Source organism: Promicromonospora kroppenstedtii (genome assembly GCF_044389675.1).
GTDB lineage: Bacteria > Actinomycetota > Actinomycetes > Actinomycetales > Cellulomonadaceae > Promicromonospora > Promicromonospora kroppenstedtii.
On sequence record NZ_JBIRYI010000016.1, the window covers coordinates 70,502 to 96,021 of the forward strand.

At 72.6% G+C, this 25,520-nt stretch carries 23 protein-coding genes; 20 read left to right on the top strand and 3 right to left on the bottom strand.

Annotation, left to right across the window (positions count from 1 at the left end; genetic code table 11):
- Positions 1-4: 4 nt before the first annotated feature.
- Positions 5-958 carry a 1,4-dihydroxy-2-naphthoyl-CoA synthase gene (locus ACH47X_RS22475; protein WP_397407110.1) on the bottom strand — a complete coding sequence of 318 codons (954 nt, stop codon included), beginning with the start codon at positions 956-958 and terminating at the stop codon, positions 5-7.
- Positions 959-1,232: 274 nt separating this feature from the next.
- Here ACH47X_RS22475 and ACH47X_RS22480 point away from each other — a divergent pair, with 274 nt between their 5' ends.
- The 5 genes from ACH47X_RS22480 to ACH47X_RS22500 all read left to right on the top strand — a co-directional run bounded on the left by ACH47X_RS22480 (position 1,233) and on the right by ACH47X_RS22500 (position 7,364).
- Positions 1,233-1,835, top strand: coding sequence for a gamma carbonic anhydrase family protein (locus ACH47X_RS22480; protein WP_397407112.1), 603 nt, complete (start codon positions 1,233-1,235; stop codon positions 1,833-1,835).
- Positions 1,836-1,955: 120 nt separating this feature from the next.
- A complete protein-coding gene (locus ACH47X_RS22485) occupies positions 1,956-2,936 on the top strand; it encodes an o-succinylbenzoate synthase (protein ID WP_397407114.1) in 981 nt (326 codons plus the stop codon).
- Entirely contained in the window at positions 2,933-4,693 is a 1,761-nt protein-coding gene (gene menD, locus ACH47X_RS22490) for a 2-succinyl-5-enolpyruvyl-6-hydroxy-3-cyclohexene-1-carboxylic-acid synthase (RefSeq protein WP_397407116.1), read from the top strand. Before ACH47X_RS22485 ends, menD begins: the two co-directional genes overlap by 4 nt.
- A 161-nt stretch (positions 4,694-4,854) precedes the next feature.
- Entirely contained in the window at positions 4,855-6,702 is a 1,848-nt protein-coding gene (locus ACH47X_RS22495) for a trypsin-like peptidase domain-containing protein (RefSeq protein WP_397407118.1), read from the top strand.
- 164 nt (positions 6,703-6,866) lie between these two features.
- Positions 6,867-7,364 (top strand): GNAT family N-acetyltransferase, encoded by a 498-nt coding sequence (locus ACH47X_RS22500; RefSeq protein ID WP_160158963.1) that lies wholly within the window; start codon positions 6,867-6,869, stop codon positions 7,362-7,364.
- Positions 7,365-7,376: 12 nt separating this feature from the next.
- Here the strand turns inward: ACH47X_RS22500 and ACH47X_RS22505 are convergent, their stop codons facing one another.
- On the bottom strand, positions 7,377-8,006 hold the full coding sequence (locus ACH47X_RS22505) for a TetR/AcrR family transcriptional regulator (RefSeq protein ID WP_036971196.1): 630 nt from the start codon (positions 8,004-8,006) through the stop codon (positions 7,377-7,379).
- Positions 8,007-8,134: 128 nt separating this feature from the next.
- Between ACH47X_RS22505 and ACH47X_RS22510 the strand changes: the two genes are divergently transcribed.
- Both ACH47X_RS22510 and ACH47X_RS22515 read left to right on the top strand, forming a co-directional pair.
- Positions 8,135-8,728 carry a DUF6230 family protein gene (locus tag ACH47X_RS22510; RefSeq protein ID WP_020016031.1) on the top strand — a complete coding sequence of 198 codons (594 nt, stop codon included), beginning with the start codon at positions 8,135-8,137 and terminating at the stop codon, positions 8,726-8,728.
- A complete protein-coding gene (locus ACH47X_RS22515) occupies positions 8,719-10,440 on the top strand; it encodes a DUF6114 domain-containing protein (protein WP_397407121.1) in 1,722 nt (573 codons plus the stop codon). Before ACH47X_RS22510 ends, ACH47X_RS22515 begins: the two co-directional genes overlap by 10 nt.
- Positions 10,441-10,537: 97 nt before the next feature.
- Here ACH47X_RS22515 and ACH47X_RS22520 read toward each other — a convergent pair whose 3' ends face one another.
- Complete coding sequence (locus ACH47X_RS22520) at positions 10,538-11,992, bottom strand: isochorismate synthase MenF (protein WP_397407123.1); 1,455 nt, start codon at positions 11,990-11,992, stop codon at positions 10,538-10,540.
- A 109-nt stretch (positions 11,993-12,101) separates the two neighbouring features.
- On the opposite strand from ACH47X_RS22520, the gene ACH47X_RS22525 reads away from it, so the two are divergent.
- The 13 genes from ACH47X_RS22525 to nuoK all read left to right on the top strand — a co-directional run bounded on the left by ACH47X_RS22525 (position 12,102) and on the right by nuoK (position 25,520).
- Positions 12,102-12,797: a demethylmenaquinone methyltransferase gene (locus ACH47X_RS22525; RefSeq protein ID WP_142032648.1), complete on the top strand. Its 696-nt coding sequence runs from the start codon at positions 12,102-12,104 to the stop codon at positions 12,795-12,797.
- Between the two features lie 266 nt (positions 12,798-13,063).
- A complete protein-coding gene (locus ACH47X_RS22530) occupies positions 13,064-14,368 on the top strand; it encodes a geranylgeranyl reductase family protein (protein WP_142032650.1) in 1,305 nt (434 codons plus the stop codon).
- Between the two features lie 43 nt (positions 14,369-14,411).
- Positions 14,412-14,771, top strand: a complete 360-nt coding sequence (locus ACH47X_RS22535) for an NADH-quinone oxidoreductase subunit A (RefSeq protein ID WP_020016036.1) — start codon at positions 14,412-14,414, stop codon at positions 14,769-14,771.
- Between the two features lie 73 nt (positions 14,772-14,844).
- On the top strand, positions 14,845-15,396 hold the full coding sequence (locus ACH47X_RS22540) for a NuoB/complex I 20 kDa subunit family protein (protein ID WP_036971201.1): 552 nt from the start codon (positions 14,845-14,847) through the stop codon (positions 15,394-15,396).
- Entirely contained in the window at positions 15,393-16,157 is a 765-nt protein-coding gene (locus ACH47X_RS22545) for an NADH-quinone oxidoreductase subunit C (RefSeq protein WP_397407126.1), read from the top strand. Before ACH47X_RS22540 ends, ACH47X_RS22545 begins: the two co-directional genes overlap by 4 nt.
- On the top strand, positions 16,157-17,512 hold the full coding sequence (locus ACH47X_RS22550) for an NADH-quinone oxidoreductase subunit D (RefSeq protein ID WP_397407128.1): 1,356 nt from the start codon (positions 16,157-16,159) through the stop codon (positions 17,510-17,512). Before ACH47X_RS22545 ends, ACH47X_RS22550 begins: the two co-directional genes overlap by 1 nt.
- Entirely contained in the window at positions 17,509-18,348 is an 840-nt protein-coding gene (gene nuoE / locus ACH47X_RS22555; protein WP_397407130.1) for an NADH-quinone oxidoreductase subunit NuoE, read from the top strand. Before ACH47X_RS22550 ends, nuoE begins: the two co-directional genes overlap by 4 nt.
- On the top strand, positions 18,345-19,691 hold the full coding sequence (gene nuoF / locus ACH47X_RS22560) for an NADH-quinone oxidoreductase subunit NuoF (protein WP_036964526.1): 1,347 nt from the start codon (positions 18,345-18,347) through the stop codon (positions 19,689-19,691). The genes nuoE and nuoF overlap by 4 nt, the downstream gene beginning before the upstream one ends.
- On the top strand, positions 19,688-22,273 hold the full coding sequence (locus tag ACH47X_RS22565) for an NADH-quinone oxidoreductase subunit G (protein ID WP_397407132.1): 2,586 nt from the start codon (positions 19,688-19,690) through the stop codon (positions 22,271-22,273). Before nuoF ends, ACH47X_RS22565 begins: the two co-directional genes overlap by 4 nt.
- Positions 22,270-23,568 carry an NADH-quinone oxidoreductase subunit NuoH gene (gene nuoH, locus ACH47X_RS22570; RefSeq protein ID WP_036971211.1) on the top strand — a complete coding sequence of 433 codons (1,299 nt, stop codon included), beginning with the start codon at positions 22,270-22,272 and terminating at the stop codon, positions 23,566-23,568. The genes ACH47X_RS22565 and nuoH overlap by 4 nt, the downstream gene beginning before the upstream one ends.
- Positions 23,561-24,400: an NADH-quinone oxidoreductase subunit NuoI gene (gene nuoI, locus ACH47X_RS22575; RefSeq protein WP_397407135.1), complete on the top strand. Its 840-nt coding sequence runs from the start codon at positions 23,561-23,563 to the stop codon at positions 24,398-24,400. The genes nuoH and nuoI overlap by 8 nt, the downstream gene beginning before the upstream one ends.
- Positions 24,397-25,221 (top strand): NADH-quinone oxidoreductase subunit J, encoded by an 825-nt coding sequence (locus ACH47X_RS22580; protein WP_036964527.1) that lies wholly within the window; start codon positions 24,397-24,399, stop codon positions 25,219-25,221. Before nuoI ends, ACH47X_RS22580 begins: the two co-directional genes overlap by 4 nt.
- The gene (gene nuoK, locus ACH47X_RS22585) at positions 25,221-25,520 is read left to right on the top strand and encodes an NADH-quinone oxidoreductase subunit NuoK (protein WP_036964528.1); all 300 of its coding nucleotides are present in this window, start codon (positions 25,221-25,223) and stop codon (positions 25,518-25,520) included. The genes ACH47X_RS22580 and nuoK overlap by 1 nt, the downstream gene beginning before the upstream one ends.

The following is a 25,520-nucleotide window of genomic DNA, read 5'->3' on the forward strand; positions in this document are numbered from 1 at the left end:
CGCGTCAGTAGTAGTAGGGGAACGCCGACCAGTCCGGGTCGCGGCGCTCCAGGAACGCCTCCTTGCCCTCGACCGCCTCGTCCGTCATGTACGCCAGCCGCGTCGCCTCACCCGCGAACACCTGCTGGCCGGCGATGCCGTCGTCGGCGGCGTTGAACGCGAACTTGAGCATCCGGATGGCCTGCGGCGACTTGCCGGCGATGATCCGCGCGTACTCCAGCGCCAGCCCCTCCAGGTCCTCGTGCTCGGCCACCTCGTTGACGGAGCCCCAGCGCTCGGCGTCGTCGGCGGAGTACTCGCGGGCGAGGAAGAAGACCTCGCGGGCGCGCTTCTGCCCGAGCTGGCGGGCGAAGTAGGCGGAGCCGTACCCGGCGTCGAACGAGCCGACGTCGGCATCGGTCTGCTTGAACTTGCCGTGCTCGCGGCAGGCGACCGTGAGGTCGGCCACGACGTGCAGCGAGTGCCCGCCGCCGGCGGCCCAGCCGTCCACGACCGCGACCACGACCTTGGGCATGGTCCGCATCAGGCGCTGCACCTCCAGGATGTGCAGGCGCCCGGCCTTGGCGGGGTCGATCGAGTCCGCGTTCTCCCCCTCGGCGTAGCGGTAGCCGTCGCGGCCGCGGATGCGCTGGTCGCCGCCGCTGCAGAACGCCCAGCCGCCGTCCTTGGGGGAGGGGCCGTTGCCGGTCAGCAGCACCGTGCCGACGTCGGACGTCATGCGGGCGTGGTCCATGACCCGGTACAGCTCGTCCACCGTGTGCGGGCGGAACGCGTTGCGCACCTCCGGGCGGTCGAACGCGATGCGCACCACCGGCAGGTCGCGCGGTTCGGGGCCGCTGCGGTCGACGCCGCGGTGGTAGGTGAGGTCGGTCAGGTCCTCGAACCCGGCGACCGTGCGCCAGCGCTGCGGGTCGAACGTCTCGGAGACCTGACGGGGGAGTTCGGTGCTCGTGCTCACGCGGCCCAGCCTAGTTCGGCGAGACGGCGCCGAGCGCTCAGTGGTTGCCGCGGCCAGGTGTCCGGTGCGCGGCGCGACGTCGGTGTCGCTGCCGTTGCCGCCGGCCGACTTCCCGAGGTTCTGTTCGAGCCACGATGTTGCGACGTTTCAAGCCCTTGCCTACGGGCAGAGGCTCGCGGTCCGAACAGAACCTCAGGGGCGAAGGGCGAAGGGCGAAGCATGCTGCTCGTGGTTGCGCGCGGCCCTAGGGTGATCGCGAAGAGAGGAGCCCCACATGCTCGTTCGTCATCGCGGTCTCGAACCGTCGGTCGACCCGTCCGCGTACGTCGCCCCGTCGGCGACCGTCGTGGGCGACGTCCGCATCGCCGCCGGGGCCAGGATCCTGCACGGCGCGGTCCTCACCGCCGAGGACGGCGCCGTCGTCATCGGCGAGGACACGGTGGTGATGGAGAACGCCCTGGTCCGGGGCCGTGCGGATCACCCCGCCCGGATCGGCTCCGCGGTGCTGGTGGGCCCGCACGCTCACATCAACGGCAGCACCGTCGAGGACGAGGTCTTCGTCGCGACCGGTGCCTCCCTGTTCCCCGGCAGCGTCATCGGTGCCGGCGCGGAGGTGCGCATCAACGGGGTGGTGCAGGTCAACACGAGGATCGCCCCGGGGCAGGTCGTCCCGATCGGCTGGGTGGCCGTGGGCGACCCGGCGACGGTCCTGTCCCCGGACCGCCACGAGGAGATCTGGGCGATCCAGCGCGAGCTCGACTTCCCGGGCACGGTCTACGGGGTGGGCCGGGACGTGACGATGCGCGAGCTCATGCGCCGCCAGTCGGACTTCTACGGCGCGCACCGCGACGACGAAGCCGTGCGAACGTCGGACTGACTCCCGTTCGGCAGGCCGGATCTGACCGTCGGGAGCACCGGGACGGCCTCCGGGGCCTGCTGGCGTCACCTCAGGAGACCGGCCCCGGCCGTGGGGCGGGCGGGTCGATAGCCTGGACCCGTGCTGCTGATCGGTGAACCTCTTGTCTGGTCCACGCCCCTGCGGACCCGCTTTCGCGGGATCGACGTGCGCGACGGCGTCCTGCTCCGCGGCCCCGCCGGCTGGGGCGAGCTGTCCCCGTTCTGGGACTACGACGACGAGGAGTCGGCCACCTGGCTGCGCGCCGCGCACGAGGCAGCCTTCACCGGCTGGCCCGAGGCCGTCCGCGACAGCGTCCCCGTGAACGTGACCGTCCCCGCCGTCGGCCCCGAACGGGCACGTGAGATCGTGCTGGCCTCCGGCGGCTGCCGCACCGCCAAGGTCAAGGTCGCCCAGCGCGGCCCCGACGGCACCCTCGAACCCGTGGCCGCCGAGGCGGAGCGCGTCGCCGCCGTCCGCGACGCCCTCGGGCCCGACGGCGCCATCCGCGTCGACGCCAACGCCGCCTGGACCCCCGACGAGGCCCTGGCCCACCTCGCCGAGATCGACCGCGCCGCCGGCGGGCTGGAGTACGTCGAGCAGCCCTGCGCCGACGTCGACGAGCTGGCCCTGGTGCGCCGCAAGCAGGACGTGCCCGTCGCCGCCGACGAGTCCATCCGTCGCGCCTCCGACCCCATGCGGGTGGTGCGCCAGGAGGCCGCCGACATCGTGGTCCTCAAGGTCCAGCCCCTCGGCGGCGTCCGCGCCTGCCTCGACCTCGCGGAGCAGGTCGGCCTGCCCGTCGTGGTCTCGTCCGCGCTGGAGAGCTCCGTGGGGCTGGCCGCCGGCGTGGCGCTGGCCGCCGCGCTGCCCGAGCTCCCGTACGCGTGCGGCCTCGCGACGTCGCAGCTCCTGACGCACGACGTCGTCGCCCAGCCGCTGCTGCCCACGGGCGGCGCGCTCCCCGTGCGCCGCCCCGCCCCGTCGCCCGAGGCGCTCGCGGCCGCGGCCGCCGACGAGGCGACCACGCGGCGCTGGCTCGACCGGTACCACCGCCTGATCCGGATCCTGGAGGACGCATGACCATCCCGCCCGCCGTGGCCACCGCCCGCGCCCTGATCGCCGACCTGGTCAGCCGGGGTGTGCGCGACGCCGTGCTCGCGCCCGGCTCGCGCAGCGCCCCGCTCGCGTACGCGCTCGCCGAGGCCGCCGACGCCGGGCACCTCACCCTGCACGTCCGGATCGACGAGCGCGACGCGGGGTTCCTCGCGCTCGGCCTGTCCAAGGGCGCGGAGGGTGCGCCGGTCGCCGTCGTCACCACCTCGGGGACGGCCGTCGCGAATCTGCACCCCGCGGTGCTGGAGGCGAACCACGCGGGTCTGCCGCTGATCCTGCTCACCGCCGACCGGCCGCACGAGCTGCGCGGGACCGGCGCGTCGCAGACCACCGACCAGGTCGGCATCTTCGGCTCCGCGGTGCGCTACGCCGTGGACGTCCCCGCGCCCGTCGCCCCGGCCGGCGAGGACGACGCCGCGGCGGCGCTGCGCGACCTGCGGAGCGTCGCCGGTCGCGCGGTCGCCGCCGCACTCGGGTTCCGGTCCGGGCACCCGGGCCCGGTGCACCTCAACCTCGCGTTCCGCGACCCGCTGGCGCCGTCGGCCCCGCTGCCCGGGCTGCCCGCGCGCGACGCCGACGAGGGGCACCCGAAGCCCGACGCGCCGCTGGTCGTGCCCGCCGTGCACCAGCACCTCGGCTCGCCCGCGCTGCCCGGCGACCCGGAGCGTACGGTCGTGGTCGCGGGCGACGACGCCGGACCCGAGGCCAGGCAGCTCGCAGAGGCGCAGGGCTGGCCGCTGTTCGCCGAGCCGTCGTCGGGCGCGACGGGCGGGCCCAACGCGATCGCCGGCTACCGGATGCTGCTCGGCGCCGACGAGCTCGCCGGCGGCATCGAGCACGTGGTGGTGCTCGGACGCCCCACGCTCTCGCGCCCGGTGCAGCGGCTGCTGGGCCGCCCGTCCGTCGCGGTGACCGTGGTCACTCCCGGCGCGGGCCCGTGGCCCGACGCCGCCCGCAACGCCGCCGTCGTGCTCCCGGGCCTCGCGCCCGTCTGGTTCGAGCCTGCCGAGCGGCCGACCACGCCGTTCCTGGAGCGATGGCAGGCCGCCGGGGCGTCGGCCGCGATCGTGCTCGACGAGGCGACCAGCGACGACGCCGTGCTCGGCGGCCCGACCGCGCTGTCGGTGGCTCGTGCCGTGGCCCGCGTGCTCGGCCCCGCCGACCTGCTCGTCGTTGGCTCGTCCAACCCGGTGCGCGACCTCGAGCTCGTGCTGGGCCTCGACGGCCCCGGCCCCGCCGTCCTCGCCAACCGCGGCCTGGCGGGCATCGACGGCACCGTGTCGACCGCCGTCGGCGTGGCGCTCGCCGCCGCGCGGCGCGGGCTGCGCACGCGCGCCCTGCTGGGCGACCTCACGTTCCTGCACGACGTCGGCGGCCTGCTCCGCGGGCCCGACGAACCGCCGGTCGACCTGGAGATCGTGGTGGTGAACGACGACGGCGGGTCGATCTTCGCGACGCTGGAGCACGGCGCGCTGGCGGCGACCGGCGACGCCGCGAGCGCCACCTTCGAGCGGGTGTTCGGTACGCCGCACGGCGCGAACCTGGCGCAGCTGTGCGCGGGCTACGGGGTGGACCACCAGCTCGTCAAGGACGTGCCGACGCTGCGGCACGCGCTGCAGGCGCCGAGCCACGGCGTCCAGGTGATCGAGGTGCGCGTCCCGCGCGTCGACCGCCTGGCGGAGGTACACACCCTGGCTGATCGGATCCGCACCGGCCTCGGCTGAGTGGCGGTCCTCCGCCCTGCCGGGCAGCCTTCCGGGCGGCTCGGCAGGGCGGAGACCCGGCGCTCAGCGCGGTCTCGGGATATGCAGGGAACTCACAGACTCGTTTAAGCGTGGGACAAGGAACGGGGTGTCAACTAGTTCTGACTTCAAGGAGGGTCACGATGACCGACCAGAACAGCACCACGCCGCAGCCGGAGCAGCAGCCGTCCGGTACGCAGCCCACCGAGCAGCTGCCGGTCGCCGGTTCGGCTCCCGTCCCGAGCGCGGGCGCCGAGCAGTCCGCGACCCCCGCGCAGTCGACGGCTCCCGTACCGACGCCGGACCACGGCGCGACGCCGCAGGGAGCGCAGCCCGACGCCGCGCAGCCGCAGGGGGCCACGCCCGCCCCGGCCGCGGCGCCGGTACCGAGCCCGGCTCCGGCTCCCGCGCCGGGTGTCACGCCCGCCCAGGCCGCCCGTGCGCAGCACGCTCCGCAGGACCCCGCGGCGCAGCACCACGCGCCGCAGCACCAGCCCGCCCAGCAGCACCAGCCCGCGCAGCAGCACCAGCCCGCGCAGCAGCACCAGCCTGCGCAGCAGCACCAGCCCGCGCAGCAGCACCAGCCCGCGCAGCTCCCGGCCGCGCAGCTCCCGGCCCAGCCCCAGCAGCACCACACCACCCCGCTGCAGACCGTGGCCCCCGGCGCCGGCCCAGGCCCGTCCCCGGCCTACGTCAACCCGTACTCGGCCCCCGCGACGGTCGCGGCCGAGCCCCGGACCAGGAACCGCACCTGGGTTCCCGTGGTCGCCGCGGCCGCGGCCGCCGCGGTGCTGGCCAGCGCGGGTACGGCGGGCCTGATCACGCTGACCGGAGGTGCGGACAACGGCGCCTCCCTCGCGGACGTCGGTCAGTCGAACAGCCAGACCGTCCCGGTGAAGAGCTCCACGGTGGAGAACCCGGACTGGACGGCGGTCACCTCTGCCGTCGAGCAGTCCGTGGTGTCCATCCAGGTGCAGACCCAGGCGGGTGGCGCTGAGGGTTCCGGCGTCGTGCTCGACAGCCAGGGCCGCATCCTGACCAACAACCACGTGGTCTCCGGGGCGCAGACCGTGCAGGTCACGCTCAGCGACGGCAGCGTGTACGAGGCCAAGATCGTCGGCACCGACCCGACCACCGACCTCGCCGTCGTCCAGCTCACCGACCCGCCGTCGGACCTCAAGCCGGCCAAGTTCGCCGACTCGGACAACGTGGTGGTGGGCGAGCCCGTGATGGCGCTCGGCAACCCGCTGGGCCTGGCGAACACCGCCACGACCGGCATCGTGTCCGCCCTGGACCGCCCGGTCACGGCCAGCGCCGAGGACGGGTCCGACCAGGTGGTCACCAACGCGATCCAGATCGACGCCGCGGTCAACCCGGGCAACTCGGGTGGTCCGCTGTTCAACGCGTCGGGCGAGGTCATCGGCATCACGTCCTCGATCGCGACGCTGTCGAGCGGTGGTGGCGGGGCGTCCAGCAGCTCCGGCTCGATCGGCCTGGGCTTCGCGATCCCGGGCAACCTGGCGTCGCAGATCGGCGACCAGCTCAAGGAGAACGGCACCGCTCAGCACGCCTTCCTCGGCGTCTCGATGTCGGACGCCACCGCGACGGCGGACGGTGTCACCCGACGCGGCGCGGGTGTCGAGGACGTCGTCGCCGACTCGCCGGCCGGCAAGGCCGGCATCAAGCAGGGCGACGTGATCGTCGCGATCGACGGGTCGGCGGTCAACAGCCCGGAGTCGCTCACGGCGTTCGTCCGGGAGAAGGAGGCCGGTGCCAAGTCGGTGCTGACCGTGGTCCGCGACGGCAAGACGCAGGAGATCACGGTCACGCTCGCGGTCAAGGACGAGGCGGCCACCTCCTCGCAGGACCAGCAGGGCCAGCTGCCGGGCCAGGACCAGGGCCAGCAGGACGGCTCGGGCTCGGGTTCGGACCAGACCAACCCGAACAACATCCCGGACTGGCTGCAGCAGTTCTTCGACAACCAGGGCTGACCCTCTCCATTCCCTCGGGGGAGTGCCCTGGCGGGAGAGCAGCGGGGCGGGGCAGGACGCGGAACGGCGTCCTGCCCCGCCTCGTTCGCGTCCTGCGGGTCCGTGCCGCCGCCATATTCGCGTTCGACGGGTGAACTTCGCCCGTCCGGACTATTTTGATCCGCGTGTCTGGGACATACACCGTGGTCAGGACCCTCGGCCGGTCGGATGCCGCGCACGACATCCTCGAGGAGCTGCCGGAATGGTTCGGCATCGACAGGTTCACGCACGAGTACGTCGACGCCGCGGCCAGGTTCCCCAACTACGTGGCGGTCGCGACCGAGGATCCCGGGGTCGACGGCGGCGCCATCCCGGCCGACGACGTGCTGGGTGTGCTGCTCCTGGACCAGCGTTATCCGACGTCGGCCGAGGTGCACCTGCTCGCGGTGCGCCGCAAGCACCACCGGGCCGGCATCGGGCGCACTCTCATGGCGCGCGTCGAGGAAGACCTCCGCGCCCAGGGGGTGCGGCTCCTGAGCGTGAAGACGCTGGGGCCGTCGGCGTACGACCCGGGGTTCGACCAGACCCGGGCCTTCTACCGCGCCTGCGGCTTCCACCCGGTCGAGGAGTTCCCCGACCTGTGGGCCGACGACCCCTGCCTGCTGATGGTCAAGGCCCTCTGAGCCCCGACGGGCTCAGGCCTTGGCAGGTGCCCCGAACAGGGCCTCCGCGGCACCCGGCACCACGGCGGCGACGACGCCGCCCAGGCTGCGCTCGAGGTAGCCGACCAGCTCGTCGTCGGCCAGGTCGGAGTTGATGCCGCCGTCGACCAGGGCCTGCTCCGCGAGGGCCACCCAGGACCGGACCGCGATTCGCAGGAGCTCGGTCTCCTCCACGCCCAGCTCCAGCAGCACGGCCATCGCGCGCTCGGTCTGCTGGCGCCGCGCGTCCTCGATCACGGCCCGCACCTCCTCGTCGCCGCTGGCCGCGCCGCGCACGAGCGAGTAGAAGGTGGGTCCGTGCTCCCGGACGTACGCGACGAGCTGGCTCAGCGTGTTGGCCAGGCGCTCGGCGGGCGGGAGCTCCGGCTTGGGTTCCGAGGCGTGGAGCATGGAGTCGCGCGCGCGGCGCACGATCTCGTGGTGCAGGCCGTTCTTGGAGCCGAAGTAGTAGTACACGAGCCCCGTCGAGACACCGGCCTCGGCGGCGATCTCCTCGACGGTCACCTCGGCCAACGGGCGGTCCGCAAGAGTTGCGACACCCAGTGCGACGAGCTGGTTGCGGCGTTCCTCCGGACGGAGTCGCGTGCGTCGGGCTGTTGCCATGCGTCGAGCATATCCGGCAAGCTTTGCGCCGCCGTCAGCGAGTCAATTGACGGTGAGTCAGTAGTCGCGCTAACGTCGCGGCGGGACGACGATGCCGTCGCCCTCACATTGGCACAAGGGGAAAACCAATGAAGCTCAGCAAGCTCACGGGGACGCGTAAGGGTCGCGTGGCCCTTGCCGTCATCCCGGTCACCGTTGCCGCCAGCATCCTGCTGGGCGGGGTCGCGCAGGGCGCCGTGCCCGTCTCGTTCGCCATCTCCGGCAGCCAGTTCAAGATCGGCGCCGACAAGCTCGAGGGTGTGGGCTTCTCGCAGTACGCGGGCGTCGCGACCGCCTCGGACGGCACGCAGCACCCGGCCGCCATCGCCAACATCAAGGACGCGAAGCTCTTCAACCTCTGCCAGTCGGTCGTGCAGGACACCCCGCTCGGCAAGGTCGGCCTGCTGATCTCCGCGGGCACCGGTGACGAGCCCGCGAAGGCCACCGACCTGCAGATCGGTATGAACGACCTGTCGGGCACCGCGATCTTCAAGAACATCCGCATCGGCGTGGACGCATCGACGGTCAACACGACCAAGAAGGGCGACGCCGGCGACTTCGCCATGGACTCCGACTCGATCGACATCGACGGTCTCCAGCAGGTGTCGTGGAGCACGCAGGCCGCCGTCTTCCAGCTGACGGACCTCAGCCTCAAGATCACGGACGGCACCGAGTGCTTCTGAGTCCGGGTGACGGCCCGGCGGACGCCGGCCGCCCCGGACTTCGCGCGAGGTTCGCCGACTGGCGCAGGGACTTCGGCCCCTGGCGCCGGCAGCGGCCGTTCGCCGGGGGCGTGCTGGTAGTTCTCGCGGGCCTGGAGATGCTCCTGTCCGGCCCCATCAAGCTGGACCAGCTCGGCATGAACATCGTGCTGCAGTTCGGGGTCGAGGGCGCGCAGGCCACGATCCTGCCGCTCGCGCTCGTGCTGCTCGGGGTCCTGGTGATCGCCCAGCCGGTGCACCGGATCTTCTACGGCGTGATCTCGCTGGCGATCTCCGTCTACTCGATCGCCGGCGTGAACCTCGGCGGCTGGGTCGTGGGGTTCCTGCTCGGCGTGGTCGGCGGCATCATCGTCGTGTCCTGGGCACCCGAGGAGGAGTCCGGCACGGCGGACGCGACCGCTCCGGCGGAGGAGCCCGACGCCGCTGAGGATCCTGAGGCCGAGGCCTCCCCGGCCGCGGCTGGGGCGGCGGACGAGCAGGCGCAGCCGGACGACGCGGCCCCGGACACGAGGTCCGCGACGCCCGCCACCGGCGCCCCGCAGCCGGACGCCGCCCCGGAGCCGGACGCCGCCCCGTCGTCCGCCCCCGGATCCGGGACCGACACCGGGGCGACCCCAGGGGCGGAGTCGCTCAGCGGCGCGCTACGCGCCCTCTCGCAGAAGTCCGCGGCCGTGGTCGTGGCGGGCGCGATGGCGGTCGGTGGCATGAGCCTGCCGGCCTCGACGTCGGGCGCCGAGGCCGGGCAGGACGACTCGTTCTGGTGCGTGGTCTTCGGGGCGTGCGACGAGGGGGACGCCGAGCCGTCCGCGTCGCCCACGCCGTCGCCCAGCGCGTCCGAGACCGCGGGGGAGGACGAGGACCCGGTCGGCGACGCGGTCGACGACGTCACCGGCGGCGGGACCGACCCGGCCGACGATGCAGGCTCCGGCTCCGGCGGCAAGGACGAGAATGGCGGCAAGGGCGCGGCGGACGAGGGCGACGAGCCCGAGTGCCAGGAGCCCACGCAGGACGGCGAGGTCCCCGCGGACGCCGCCGACGAGGCCCCGAGCGACCCCTGCGGCGAGATCGACCCGCAGGCGACGATCGAGGAGGCCCTGCACACCGAGCTGGGCACCTGCGTGAAGGTGAGCTTCGGCGGCAAGTACGACCTCAACGTCGACCTGCCCGGCCAGTGCGGCGCCAAGGAGGACGGCTCCGTCTTCTCGCTCCCCGCCGACCTGGAGAGCCGCGACCTGACCATCCCGCTCACCGGCATCAACGGGATCGGCCTGGCGAACGTGCCGGTCAAGAATGACGGCACACGGCGCGACGCCATCAAGATCTCGGCCGACAAGGTGGTCGTCGACGGCTTCTGGCTCAAGTCGTACGCCTACGACAAGGGCACGGTCGCGGGCACGGACACCCGGGCGGACTCCGTGTCGCTCGAGGGCGACGCACACATGTACGTGTCGTCGATCCACGCGAACCTGCCCGACGGCCAGGACCTCCTGGAGGTCGCGACCAAGGTGCTCGAGGGCGCCTCGCTGATCGAGATCCTGCTGACGGCCACGGACGCGCGGATGGGCTTCATCGGCGCGACGTCCGACCGGCAGGTGTGGGACCACTTCCGCGAGCAGGTCTGGGGCGACCCGGCCCGCCCGATCGGCAAGGGCCCGACGGCGGGCACCCCCTGACCGCCGCCACTCGTTGAGTGCTGGCTATTTGTCGCCGGAACCCCCTCCGACCAACAAATATCCAGCACTCAACGGGTGTGGGTGACTCAACTGGCGGTCAGGACACCGTGCCCAGGGCGTAGCGCATGGGCTCCAGCTTGGCCTCGGACTCGGCCAGCTCGGCCTGCGGGTCCGACGCCGCGACGATGCCGCAGCCCGCGAACAGCCTGATGTGCCGTGGGTCGGTCGCGGAGATCTCCGCCGACCGCAGGGCGATGCCCCACTCGCCGTCACCGTCCGCGCCGACCCAGCCCACCGGACCCGCGTACCGGGCGCGGTCCAGCCCCTCGATCTCGCGGATCAGGCTGCGCGCGGCGGTCGTCGGCGTGCCGCACACGGCCGCGCTCGGATGCAGCGCCGCGGCCAGCGACAGGGACGACGGGGCGCGCCCGCCCCGCTGGTCGGTCAGGACGCCGGTCACGTCGGTGGCGAGGTGCATGACATTCGGCAGGTGCAGCACGAACGGCGCCTCGGGCACGTTCATCGAGGAGCAGTAGGGCTCCAGGGCGGCGGCCACGGAGCGCACCGCGAACTCGTGCTCCTCCAGGTCCTTGGAGGACCTGGCGAGCTGGGCCGCGCGCAGCAGGTCGGCGTCGTCGGCGTCCGCCATGCCGTGCTCGCGCCGGATCGTGCCGGCCAGCACGCGGGAGGCCACCAGTCCCTTCTCGCTGCGCACCAGCAGCTCCGGCGTCGCGCCCACCATGCCGTCCACGCTGAAGGCCCAGCAGGCGTCGTACGCGGACGCCAGGCGGCCCAGCAGGTGCCGGGTGTCCAGCGGGTGCTCGGCGGTCGCCACGACGTCGCGGGCGAGCACCACCTTCTCCAGCTCGCCGGTCTGGATCCGGGCGATGCCCTCGGCCACCACGGCGGGCCAGTCCGCCGCGCCGACGGCGCCGTCGGCCAGCGTCACGCGGCCCGGCTCGGTGACCGGCTGCCGCGGGTAGGCGGACAGCAGGTCCTCGCCCACGGGCGCGGACCGGTCGCCCACGAGGGAGATCGTGGTCATCCAGGTCCGCTCGCCCCGCCGTCCGACGACGACGCGCGGCACGATCAGCACGCCGCTCGCCCGCGCGGGGTCCTCGGCCTCGTCCCCGGGGGAGACGTCGTCGAACGCGAAGCTGCCGAACGCGACCAGGCCGCTGCCGGGCAGGTTCACGTCGTCGTGCACCACGGCGTTGTCGAGCACCTGGCGCCACGCCTCGTCGGCGTCGGCGAACCGGCCGGGGCCGAAGGTCTCGAACCGCAGCGCCTCGCCCCAGCCCACGAGCCCGTCGCCGTGCCGTACCCAGGCGAGCGCGTTGGTGTCGGGCAGCCGGTCGACGAGCGCCGTCGGCGTGCCGGGCAGGTCGTCCGTCGCCACGGTCCGCACCACGAGCAGCGGGCCGTTCGGAGCGCCGGGCGGCGCCTCGTCGGACGTGGTCGGCGCCTCGGCCGGCCAGGAGTCGTACACGCTGATGCCGGAGGGGGAGCCGGTGGGTGTGCCGGGGGTGCCGCCGGAAGGTGAAGCGATCATCGCTTTCAGCATAAGCGCGCGGGCCCCGGGCGCCTGCCGTCGGTAAGGGAGGTCACAGCGGGTGGTCCGTAACGCCCGGGCGACCCTGCGGCGTGAAACGATGGCGGCTATGTCCCGTGCAAGCCTGGAGAAGAAGCCGGCCGAGGTCGCGTCGATGTTCGACGGCATCGCTGCCCGCTACGACCTGACGAACGACCTCATCTCGATGGGGCAGGACCGCCGCTGGCGTCGCCTCACGGTCGAGGCGGTCGCCGCGATGCCGGGCGAGCGCGTGCTCGACCTCGCCGCGGGCACCGGCACCAGCAGTGAGCCCTTCGCGGCCGACGGCGCCTTCGTGGTCCCGTCCGACTTCTCGATCGGCATGCTGCAGGTGGGCAAGCGGCGTCGTCCGGACCTGCCGTTCGTCGCGGGCGACGCCACCAGGCTGCCGTTCGCGGACGAGTCGTTCGACGCCGTGACGATCAGCTTCGGCCTGCGCAACGTCGTGGACACGAGCGCGGCGCTGAAGGAGATGCGGCGCGTGGTGCGGCCGGGCGGCCGGATCGTGATCTGCGAGTTCTCCACCCCGACCTGGGCCCCGTTCCGGAAGGTCTACCAGGAGTACCTGATGCGCGCGCTGCCCGTGGTGGCGAACGCCGTGACCCGGGACAAGGGGTCCTACGACTACCTGGCGGAGTCCATCCGGGGGTGGCACGACCAGGTCGATCTCGCGAAGCTGATGCTGGAGGCCGGGTGGGAGCACGCCGCCTACCGCAACGTGTCGGGTGGCATCGTGGCGCTGCACCGGGCGGTCCGCGCGGCCTGACCCTCCCGTAGTCCTTCCGCGAGGTCGTGACTTTGCATCGAGATCGGTCCAACGCTGGACCGATCTCGATGCAAAGTCACGACCTCGCGGTCCTGCGCGCCGGTGGCCTCCCCAAGTAAGGGGAACCTTCCTACACAATCCCCCCTAAGTGTGGCTAGGGTGTCGGTGTTGTGACAGGGTTCACAAGGGCTTGTCATGAAGCCCTTGCCGAACCCCGCACAGCAGGTCAGCAACGACCAGGCAGCGGGTTCCCAACGGGGGTGAACGTGCGAAGAGCGATACGCGACGACGCGGATGTCATCGTGGTGGGCGCCGGTCCGGCCGGCTCGTCCACCGCGCACTGGTGCGCGGCCGCGGGGCTCGACGTGCTGCTGCTCGAGAAGGGCGAGTTCCCCCGCGACAAGATCTGCGGCGACGGCCTCACGCCGCGCGCCGTCGCGGAGCTGGTCCGCATGGGCGTGCCGACCCGCCAGGAGGACGGCTGGATCCGCAACCGCGGCCTGCGCGTCCACGGCGGCGGCCGCTCCTACGAGCTGGACTGGCCCGCCCTGACGACCTACCCGGGCTACGGCATGGCCCGGACCCGGATGGGCCTGGACCACACCCTCGCGCAGCACGCCCAGGCGAGCGGCGCCAAGCTCCTGCAGCGCACCAAGGTCACCGGCCCGCTGCGGGACGACGACGGCCGCGTCGTCGGCGTCACCGCCCAGCCGCTGGACGCCCGCGGCCGCGCCGAGGGCCCGGTCAAGGAGCTGCGCGCCCCCGTCGTGGTGGCCGCCGACGGCGTCAGCTCGCGCTTCGCGCTGTCCGTGGGCCGCGAGCGCCGCGACGACCGCCCGATGGGCACCGCGGTGCGCGCCTACTACCGCACCCCGCGCCACGACGACCCGTTCATGGAGTCGCACCTCGAGCTGTGGGACGGCGAGCCGGGCAGGAGCAACCTGCTGCCGGGCTACGGCTGGATCTTCCCGCTCGGTGACGGCACCGTGAACGTGGGTCTCGGCAGCGTGTCCTCGACCCCGGCGCGGCAGTCGGCGGCCGGCATCGACTACCGGCGGCTCATGGAGACGTGGCTGGAGAAGAGCGCGCCCGAGGGCTGGGACCTGGTCCACGAGCCCGAGCGCGGCCCGATCCGCGGCGCGGCCCTGCCCATGGGCTACAACCGCGGCCCGCTGTACGCGGACGGCGTGCTGCTGGCCGGCGACTCCGCCGGCATGGTGAGCCCGTTCAACGGCGAGGGCATCGCGTACGGCCTGCAGGCCGGACGGGTCGCCGCCGAGGCGATCAGCCAGGCCCGGCACCGCGCGAGCGACGAGGCGCGCGAGGCCACGCTCGCCACCTACGCGGACCGTATGCGGGCCGACCTGGGCGGCTACTACACCCTGGGCCGCTGGTTCGTGCGGCTCATCGAGCACCCCGAGATCATGCGTGTCTGCGTCCGGTACGGGCTGCCGCGCAAGGTCGTCATGCAGTTCACGCTCAAGCTCCTGTCCGACTGCTACGAGCCGCACGGCGGCGACTGGGTCGACCGCGTCATCGCGGGGCTGACCAGGGTGGTCCCGAGCGCATGAGCATCACGTCCATGAAGGGCACGTCGTCCACGAAGGGCACAGCATGAATCCCTACGTACCCATCCTGATCCTGATGGCGATCGGGGCGGTCCTGGCGCTCGGCGGGGTCGCCGCGAGCGCGATCATCGGCCCCAAGCGGTACAACCGCGCCAAGCTCGACTCGTACGAGTGCGGCATCGAGCCGACGCCGCACGCGGTGGGTGGCGGGCGCCTGCCCATCAAGTACTACCTGGTGGCGATGACATTCATCGTCTTCGACATCGAGGTCGTCTTTCTCTACCCGTGGGCCGTGGACTTCACGACGCTCGCGACGTTCGGGCTGGTGGCGATGCTGGCGTTCCTGGCGCTGATCACCGTCCCGTTCGTCTACGAGTGGCGCCGCGGCGGCTTCGACTGGGTCTGACAGCGACTTCACGCGCGGCGCCTCCCGGCGTCGGGCAGCGACGCCGGGCGGGGCCCGGCAGCAAGGAGGGGACATGGGTGTCGAGGAAGCGCCGTCAGGTTTCCTGCTGACGACGATCGAGGACCTCGCGGGGTACCTGCGCAAGGCCTCGGTGTGGCCGGTGACGTTCGGCCTGGCCTGCTGCGCCATCGAGATGATGGCGGCGGGCGCGTCGCGGTTCGACCTGTCGCGGTTCGGCATGGAGGTGTTCCGCGCCTCGCCGCGCCAGGCGGACCTGATGATCGTCGCGGGCCGGGTGAGCCAGAAGATGGCCCCGGTGGTGCGCCAGGTGTACGACCAGATGAGCGAGCCCAAGTGGGTGCTCTCCATGGGCGTGTGCGCGTCGTCGGGCGGGATGTTCAACAACTACGCGATCGTGCAGGGCGTGGACCACGTGGTCCCGGTCGACATCTACCTGCCTGGCTGCCCGCCGCGCCCGGAGATGCTGATCAACGCGATCCTCGGGCTGCACGACCACATCCAGAACGCGCCGCTCGGCGTGAACCGGATCGAGGCGGCGCGCGCCGCCGAGGCGGCCGCGATGGAGGCCACCCCCACCTTCGAGATGAAGGGCCTGCTGCGATGAGCGACGTCACGCCGGGCGGCGACCAGGGCTCGGCCCTGACGCCCCCGGAGGGCGCGGCCACCTTCGAGGTGGTCGAGGTGAAGAAGGGCATGTTCGGGGTCCAGGGCTCGGGCGACACGTCCGGCTACGGCGGCCTGGTCACGCCCGTGGCGATGCCCGCGGCGTCGCCCCGCCCCTACGGGAGCTGGTTCGACCAGGTGGTCGACGTCCTGGCCGAGGTGCTGGCGGACGGCGCCCGCGTCGGCGGGCCCACCTATGACCAGGCGGTCGAGAAGGTGGTCGTGGACCTGCACGGCGCGGACAGCCCCGACGCGCGCCAGGTGGAGCTCACCCTGCACGTGGCCCGCGAGCACCTCGTGGCCGTCTGCCAGGCGCTGCGCGACGACCAGGACCTGCGGTTCGAGCTGTCCCTCGGCGTCAGCGGCGTCCACTACCCGCACGACGCGGGCAAGGAGCTCCACGCCGTCTACCACCTGACGTCGGTCACGCACTCGCGCCGGCTGCGGCTCGAGGTCGCCGCGCCCGACGCGGACCCGCACATCCCGTCCACCACGTCCGTGTACCCGGCCAACGACTGGCACGAGCGCGAGACCTTCGACTTCTTCGGGATCGTGTTCGACGGCCACCCCGCCCTGACACGCATCGAGATGCCGGACGACTGGGTGGGCCACCCGCAGCGCAAGGACTACCCGCTCGGCGGCATCCCCGTCGAGTACAAGGGCGCCACGGTGCCCCCGCCGGACACGAGGAGGAGCTACTGATGAGCGCTCCCACCACTGCACCCCACGCCACCCGGGCCGCCGGGAACGAGGACATGTCGTCCACCGTGCGGGCCTTCGAGGCCTACGGCGACGGCGACTGGGACGACATCGCGCGCGAGGCGATCGGCGAGGAGCGGATCGTCGTCAACATGGGCCCCCAGCACCCGTCCACGCACGGCGTGCTGCGCCTGATGCTGGAGATCGACGGCGAGACCGTCACCGAGGCCCGCGCCGGTATCGGCTACCTGCACACGGGCATCGAGAAGAACATGGAGTTCCGCACCTGGACGCAGGGCACCACGTTCTGCACCCGCATGGACTACGTGGCGCCCCTGTTCCAGGAGGCCGCCTACTGCCTCGCCGTCGAGAAGCTGCTGGGCATCACCGACGACGTGCCCGAGCGCGCCAGCGTGATCCGCGTCCTGATGATGGAGCTCAACCGCATCGCCTCCCACCTGGTCTGCGTCGGCACCGGCGGCAACGAGATGGGCGCCACCACCGTCATGACCATCGGGTTCACCGCCCGCGAGGAGATCCTGCGGCTCTTCGAGGCCGTCACGGGCCTGCGCATGAACCACGCCTACATCCGCCCCGGCGGCGTGGCCGTGGACACACCGGAGGGCTTCACCACCCAGGCCCGCGAGGCCCTCAAGAAGGTGCGCGGCTACCTCAAGCAGCTCGGCGACCTCATGCTCGCCAACCCGATCTTCAAGGCCCGCCTGACCAACGTCGGCGTGCTGAACCTCTCCGGCTGCATGGCGCTCGCCATCACCGGGCCCGTGCTGCGCTCCACCGGCCTGCCGTACGACGTCCGCAAGGACAACCCGTACTGCGGCTACGAGACCTACGACTTCGACGTGCCCACCTCGAAGGGCGCCGACTGCTACGACAGGGTCGTGCTCCGCATCGAGGAGTGCTACCAGTCGCTGAAGATCATCGAGCAGGCCCTGGAGCGGCTCGACCGCACCGAGGGCGAGCCCGTCATGGTCGCCGACAAGAAGATCGCCTGGCCCGCCCAGCTCGCCGTCGGCGGCGACGGCCAGGGCAACTCCCTGGAGCACATCAAGAAGATCATGGGCACCTCCATGGAGGCCCTGATCCACCACTTCAAGCTGGTCACCGAGGGCTTCCGCGTCCCCGTGGGCCAGGCCTGGCAGACCGTGGAGCACCCGCGCGGCGAGCTCGGCGTGCACGTCGTCTCCGACGGCGGCACCCGCCCCTACCGCGCGCACTTCCGCGACCCCTCGTTCAACAACCTCCAGGCCACGTCGGTGATGTGCGAGGGCGGCCAGGTGGCCGACGTCGTCGTCGCCGTCGCGTCCCTGGACCCCGTGCTGGGAGGTGTGGACCGATGACCGCAGATCCGCAGGCGGCCACGAAGACCGGTTACGACGCCGACACCGTGGCGTCCCTGACCGCCGACGCCACGGCGATCATGGCGCGCTACCCGGACCCCCGGTCCGGGCTGCTGCCCATGCTGCACCTCGTGCAGTCGGTCGACGGGTACGTCAGCCGCGACGGCATCCTGTTCTGCGCCGAGATGCTCGGCATCACGGCCGCCGAGGTCTCCGCCGTCGCCACCTTCTACACCCAGTACAAGCGGCACCCCAACGGCACCTACACCGTGGGCGTGTGCACCAACACCCTGTGCGCCGTCATGGGCGGCGACGCCATCTTCGACGAGCTCAGCGACCACCTCGGCGTGGGCCACGACGAGACCACCGACGACGGCGCCATCACGCTGGAGCGCATCGAGTGCAACGCCGCCTGCGACTACGCGCCCGTCGTGATGGTCAACTGGGAGTTCTTCGACAACCAGACCCCCGAGACGGCGACGGCGCTCGCGGACAAGCTGATCCTGGGCGAGGACGTCGTGCCGACCCGCGGCGCCGCGTCCGTCTGCTCGTTCAAGCAGATGAGCCGGGTCCTGGCCGGGTTCCCCGACGGCCGCGCCGACGAGGGCACGGGCGCCGGCGAGCCCACGCTGGCCGGGCTCAAGGTCGCCCGCGAGCGCGGCTGGACGGCGCCGGAGTCGCCCTCGCGGGCCGAGCCCGCCGAGACCGGCGGCGGTGCCGCCGGCGAGACGAGCCCACCCGTGGGCACGCCGGGGTCGAGCGCCGAGCGCAAGCCGGCGACGTCGTCCGACACCGAGACCGGCAAGGACAAGAAGCCCGGGGAGGACGCGAAGTGAACCTCACACCGGTGCTCACCGACACGTGGGACAAGGACCGCTCCTGGCGGCTGGCCACGTACGAGCGCAACGGCGGCTACGCCGGCCTGAAGAAGGCCCTGACGATGGAGCCGGCCGCCCTGGTCCAGGCCGTCAAGGACTCCGGCCTGCGCGGCCGCGGCGGCGCGGGCTTCCCCACGGGCATGAAGTGGGGCTTCCTGCCCCCGCCCGACGGCGGCCCGCGGTACCTGGTCGTCAACGCGGACGAGTCCGAGCCGGGCACCTGCAAGGACATCCCGCTCATGCTCGCCAGCCCGCAGCACCTGATCGAGGGTGTGGCGATCACGAGCTTCGCGATCGGCTGCGACCACGCGTTCATCTACGTGCGCGGCGAGGTGCTGCACGTCTACCGGCGGCTGCTGAACGCCGTCGACGAGGCGTACAAGGCGGGCTACCTGGGCAAGAACATCCAGGGCTCGGGCTTCGACCTCGACGTCACGGTGCACGCCGGCGCGGGCGCCTACATCTGCGGCGAGGAGACGGCGCTGCTCGACTCGCTGGAGGGCCTGCGCGGCCAGCCGCGGCTCAAGCCGCCGTTCCCCGCGGTGGCCGGCCTGTACGCGCGGCCCACGGTGGTCAACAACGTGGAGTCCATCGCCTCCGTCCCGGCCATCGTGGCCCGGGGCGCCGACTGGTTCTCCTCGATGGGCACCGAGAAGTCGCAGGGCCACGGCCTGTTCTCCCTGTCGGGGCACGTCACCACGCCCGGCCAGTACGAGGCGCCGCTCGGTATCACGCTGCGCGAGCTGCTCGAGCTCTCGGGCGGCATCCGGGCCGGGCACGAGCTGAAGTTCTGGACCCCGGGCGGCTCGTCGACGCCGATCTTCACGCAGGACCACCTCGACACCCCGCTCGACTACGAGTCGGTGGGCGCGGCGGGCTCGATGCTCGGCACGCGCGCGCTGCAGATCTTCGACGAGACGGTCTGCGTGGTGCGGGCCGTGTCCCGGTGGACCGACTTCTACGCGCACGAGTCCTGCGGCAAGTGCACGCCGTGCCGCGAGGGCACCTACTGGCTCAAGCAGGTGCTGCACCGCATCGAGTCGGGCGAGGGTCAGGACGGCGACCTCGAGCTGCTGGTCGACCTGTGCGACAACATCCTGGGCAAGGCGTTCTGCGCCCTGGGTGACGGCGCGGTCTCGCCGGTCACGTCGAGCATCGAGCACTTCCGGGACGAGTACCAGGCGCACATCGACGGGCACGGCTGCCCGTTCGACCCGAGCGCGTCGGCGCTGTTCCCGTACACCCCCAAGACACGGACACCGGGTGCCCTCACGGGCGCCGGCGCGGGAGGTCACCGATGACCGTCACGACGAACAACCCGAAGGCCGAGGCGGCCCCGGTCGAGCTGGTCACCTTCACGATCGACGGCACGGAGGTGAGCGTCCCCAAGGGCACGCTGATCATCCGCGCCGCCGAGCAGGCCGGCATCCAGATCCCGCGGTTCTGCGACCACCCGCTCCTGGCCCCTGCCGGCGCGTGCCGGCAGTGCCTCGTCGAGGTCGCCATGCCGGACCGCGAGGGCAACGTGCGGCCCATGCCGAAGCCGCAGGCCTCGTGCACCATGACGGTCGCGCCCGGCATGGTGGTCAAGACGCAGCACACCTCCGCCGTGGCCGACAAGGCGCAGCAGGGGGTCATGGAGCTGCTGCTCATGAACCACCCGCTGGACTGCCCGGTCTGCGACAAGGGCGGCGAGTGCCCCCTGCAGAACCAGGCGATGAGCAACGGCCGTGCCGACTCCCGGTTCACCGACGTCAAGCGCACGTTCCCCAAGCCGATCGCGCTGTCCACGCAGATCCTGCTGGACCGTGAGCGCTGCGTGCTGTGCCAGCGCTGCACCCGGTTCAGCGAGGAGATCGCGGGCGACGCGTTCATCGCGCTGCAGGACCGTGGCGCGCACCAGCAGATCGGCCGGTTCGACGAGGACGTGCTCGGGTTCGCCGGCGCGGAGTCGTCCACCGGTCCCGTGGACCGTCCGGTCGGGGAGGCCACGACGGACACGTCCGGGCGGCCGTTCTCGTCCTACTACTCGGGCAACACCGTGCAGATCTGCCCGGTGGGTGCCCTGACGGGCGCGGGCTACCGGTTCCGGTCGCGCCCGTTCGACCTGGTCAGCAGCGAGAGCATCGCCGAGCACGACTCGTGCGGCTCGGCGATCCGCATCGACCACCGCCGCGGCCAGGTGCTGCGCCGGCTCTCCGGCGAGGACCCGGTGGTCAACGAGGAGTGGATCACCGACAAGGACCGCTTCGCCTTCACGTGGCAGACGGCGCCGGACCGCATCACCACGCCGCTGGTGCGCGAGAACGGCGAGCTGCGCCCGGCGTCCTGGGTCGAGGCCCTGGAGATCGCGGCGGCCGGCCTGGCCGCGGCTCGCGACAACGGCGGTGTGGGTGTGCTGCCCGGCGGCCGCCTGACCGTCGAGGACGCGTTCGCCTGGTCGCGGTTCGCCCGCACGGTGCTCGGCACCAACGACGTGGACCAGCGGGTGCGCGTGCACTCCGCCGAGGAGGCCGCGTTCCTGGGCCGTGTCGTGGCCGGCTCGGGCGTGGGCGTCACCTTCGGCGACCTGGAGCAGGCGCCCGCGGTGCTGCTCGTCGGCCTGGAGGCCGAGGAGGAGGCCGGCATCACGTTCCTGCGGCTGCGCAAGGGCGCGCGCGGCAAGGCCGGCACCAAGGTCTTCTCGATCGCCCCCTACGCCACCCGCGGCCTGACCCGGCTGGACGGCACACTGCTCCCGGCGGCCCCCGGCACCGAGGCCGAGTGGCTGACCAGCCTGACCACCAGCCTCGGCGGCGGCCTGCTCCCGGCCGACGCGCCGACGACGGACATCGACACGAGCGCCCTGGCCCGGCCGGGCGCCGTGATCCTGGTGGGCGAGCGCCTCGCGGGCTCGCCCGGCGCGTACACCGCGGCCCTCGGGCTCGCCGAGGCCACGGGCGCTCGGCTCGCGTGGGTCCCGCGGCGTGCGGGCGAGCGCGGAGGCGTCGAGGCCGGCCTGCTGCCGGGCCTGCTGCCCGGCGGCCGCCCGGTCGCCGACGCCACGGCGCGGGCCGAGGTGGCCCGGGCCTGGGGCGCCGAGCTGCCGGCCACGCCCGGCCGCGACACCGCGGGCATCCTCGGGGCGCTCGCCTCGGGTGCCCTGAGCGGCGTGATCGTGGGCGGCGTCGAGCTCGCGGACCTGCCCGACCCGGCTGCCGCCCGCGCAGCGCTGGACGCGGCGCGGGCCCGGGGCGGGTTCGTCGTGAGCGTCGAGGTGCGTGCCTCGGAGGTGACCGAGCGGGCCGACGTCGTGCTCCCGGTCGCCCCGCCCGTGGAGCGTGCCGGCTCGTACTGGAACTGGGAGGGCCGCGTGCGGTCCTTCGCCGCGGCGCTCGAGTCGAGCGCGCTGCCCGACCACCGCGTGCTGCACGTGCTGGCGCAGCAGCTCGGGGTCGACCTGCAGGCGGCGTCGCCCGCCGAGGCGCACCTCGCGATCGCCCTGACCCAGGGCGCGTGGGAGGGCGAGGCGGTGACCATCGAGAGCGACGTGCTCTCCGCACCGCCCACCGTGGGCCCGGGGCAGGCGGTGCTCGCCACGTGGCGGCTCCTGCTCGACGCTGCCTCCGGCCAGGAGGGCGAGCAGTTCCTCGCCGGCACGGCCAAGCAGGCCGTCGCCCGGATGTCGGCCGCCACCGCGGCCGGTTTCGGGGTCGCCGACGGCAGCCCGGTCACCGTCAGCACGGCGCGCGGCTCCGTCCGGGTGCCCGCCGCGGTCACCGACGGGATGGTCGATGGCGTGGTCTGGCTGCCGCTCGCGTCCGCCGGCTCCCGCGTGCACGACACGCTCGGGGCGGTCGCGGGCGACCTCGTCACCGTCACGCCGGAAGGAGACGCCCGATGAACCCGGTGCTGCTGGCCGAGGCCGCGCCCGGCGTAGCCGCGGACTTCTCGCAGGAGACCATCTGGGCCTCGATCGTGAAGGCCGTGCTGATCGTGGTCTTCCTGCTGACCAGCGTGCTGTTCGCGATCTGGTTCGAGCGCAAGGTCGTGGCGCGCATGCAGGTGCGCCCCGGCCCCAACTGGCACGGGCCGGCCGGCCTGCTCCAGTCGCTCGCGGACGCCATGAAGCTCCTGCTCAAGGAGGACATGACGGTCACGCGGGCCGACCGGTTCGTGTACCTGCTGGCGCCGATGATCTCGGTGTTCTGCTCGCTGCTCGTGTTCGCCGTGATCCCGTTCGGGCCAAGCCTGCCCTTCCCGTGGACCGACTGGACCACGCCGGCGCAGCTCACCGACTTCCCCGTCGCGGTGCTGTACGTGCTGGCCGCCGCGTCGCTCGGCGTCTACGGCATCGTGCTGGGCGGCTGGGCGTCGGGATCGACGTACCCGCTGCTCGGCTCGGTCCGGTCCACGGCGCAGGTGATCAGCTACGAGCTCGCGATGGGCCTGTCGCTGGTGAGCGTGTTCATCATGGCGGGGTCGATGTCGACCTCCCAGATCGTCTCCAGCCAGACGCAGATCTGGTGGTTCATCCCGCTCGCGCCGGCGTTCGTGATCTACGTGATCTCGATGATCGGCGAGACCAACCGCCTGCCGTTCGACCTTCCAGAGGCCGAGGGCGAGCTGGTCTCCGGCTACATGACCGAGTACTCGTCGATGAAGTTCGCCTGGTTCTTCCTGGCGGAGTACATCAACATGCTCAACGTCTCCGCGGTGTGCGTCACGCTCTTCCTCGGCGGCTGGCGGGCGCCGGTGCCCGACGGGTTCCTGGGCGGTGCCCTCAACGAGGGCTGGCTGCCCATCATCTGGTTCCTCGTGAAGCTCTGGGCCGTCATGTTCTTCTTCGTGTGGGTGCGCGGCACGCTGCTGCGCCTGCGCTACGACCAGTTCATGGTCTTCGGCTGGAAGGTGCTCATCCCGGTCGCGCTGGCCTGGGTCGTCGTGCTCGCCGTCGTGCAGTGGCTGCAGCGCGTGCAGGGCATGTCCTTCCAGCAGTTCGTCCCGGTGATCATCGGGGTCGCCGTCGTCTTCATCGCGGTCATGTGGTTCTGGCCCGACAAGAAGGCGGCGCCGCCGGGCGACGGCGCCGACAAGGAGCCCGTCGACGCGTTCGCCGGCGGGTTCCCGGTGCCGCCGCTGCCCGGCGAGAAGCTGCCCCCGTCCAAGCGGTTCGGAAAGGAGGTCCACGGTGAGTGAGCGAGAGTCGGGCGAGTACCAGCCCCTGCGGCCCCAGCCGGGACCCATCGCGGAGCTGTTCGCTCCCGTCGCGGGCTTCGGCGTGACGCTGTCGTCGATGTTCAGGCCCACGGTCACGGAGCAGTACCCCCGCGAGAAGGTGCCCACCCAGCGCCGGTTCCACGGCCGTCACCAGCTCAACCGGTACGCCGACGGGCTGGAGAAGTGCATCGGCTGCGAGCTGTGCGCCTGGGCGTGCCCGGCGGACGCGATCTACGTGGAGGGCGCGTCCAACGCGGACCTGCCCGAGAACGCGGGCCTCCAGGTCAACGCGGACGACTCGCAGGGTGCGCACATGAGCCCCGGCGAGCGGTACGGCGGCGTCTACCAGATCAACTACCTGCGCTGCATCTTCTGCGGGCTGTGCATCGAGGCCTGCCCCACGCGCGCGCTGACCATGACCAACGACTTCGAGCTCGCCGGCAAGACGCGCGCCGGCATGATCTACGAGAAGCAGGACCTGCTGGCCCCGCTCTCGGAAGGCATGCTCGCCGCGCCCCACCCCATGGTCGAGGGCACCACGGACACCAACTACTACAGCGGTGACGTGCTGGGCCCGACAGCGGCCCAGGTCGACTGGGTCCGGGAGCACCGGCCCGACGACGAGACGCTCGACGCCGCCGACGCCGTCGCCTCGGGCCGCGCGCCCGCGCCGACGCCCCGGCAGCACGAGCTGCGGCCCGACGAGGGTCCGGGGGCCGCCGAGAAGTCCGCGGGCGCCGCCGCCGTGGGCTCCGTGCGCGTGCTGGCGAGCGACGCGGCCGGCTCCGGCCGCCCGGGGGTGACGGCATGACCCCCGCCGGGCTGGAGATCTCCGGCGGCGAGACCGTCCTGTTCTGGGTGATCGCGCCGCTCATGGTGCTCGCCGCGCTGGGCCTGCTGTTCGTCAAGCGGGCCGTGCACGCGGCGATGTGCCTCGTGTTCGTCATGGTCAGCATGGCCATCCTGTACATCGCGCAGGAGGCGCCGTTCCTCGGCGTCGTGCAGGTGGTCGTGTACACGGGCGCGGTGATGATGCTGTTCCTGTTCGTGCTGATGCTCGTGGGCGTCGACGCGTCGGACTCGCTCACCGAGACCATCCGCGGGCAGCGCTGGATCGGCCTGCTCATCGGCATCGGCCTCGCCATCGTCCTGGGCGGCGTGGTCGGGCGCGCGGCGTTCCCGCCCGCGGTCGGGCTGAACGGGGGAGACCCGGGCGGCGTCGCGAACCCGCAGGGCCTGGCCCGCGTGCTGTTCGCCGACTACGTGCTGGCCATGGAGGCCGTGGGCGTGCTGCTCGTGACGGCCGCCGTGGGCGCGCTCGTGCTCACCCACCGGCGCCGGCTCACGCCCAAGCAGGACCAGCGCGCCGTCGCCGACGCGCGGATCCGCGCCCTGCCGGACGGCGTGGTGCTCACCCCGCTGCCGTCGCCGGGCGTCTACGCCACGTCCAACGCGATGGACACGCCCGCGCTCGGGCCGGACGGCGAGCAGGTGCCGCAGTCGGTGTCGCGGGTGCTGCGCATCCGCGGCCAGGAGAAGGCGGCCCCGCACGCGCCGGGCACCGAGCTCGTCGAGACCCAGGCCCAGGTCGGCGGGTCCCGCTCGACCGGAACGCGTGAGGGAGAGGCCTGATGGACATCACCAACTACGTGGTCCTGGCCGCCGTGCTCTTCGCCGTCGGAGCCACGACCGTGCTGCTGCGCCGCAACGCGATCGTCGTCTTCATGGGTGTGGAGCTCATGCTCAACGCCACGAACCTCGCCTTCGTCACCTTCGCCAGGATGCACGGCGACCTGACCGGCCAGGTGCTCGCCTTCTTCGTCATGGTCGTCGCCGCCGCCGAGGTCGTCGTCGGCCTCGCCATCATCGTGACGATCTTCCGTACCCGCCGCTCGGCCTCGGTCGACGACGTCAACCTGCTGAAGGGCTGA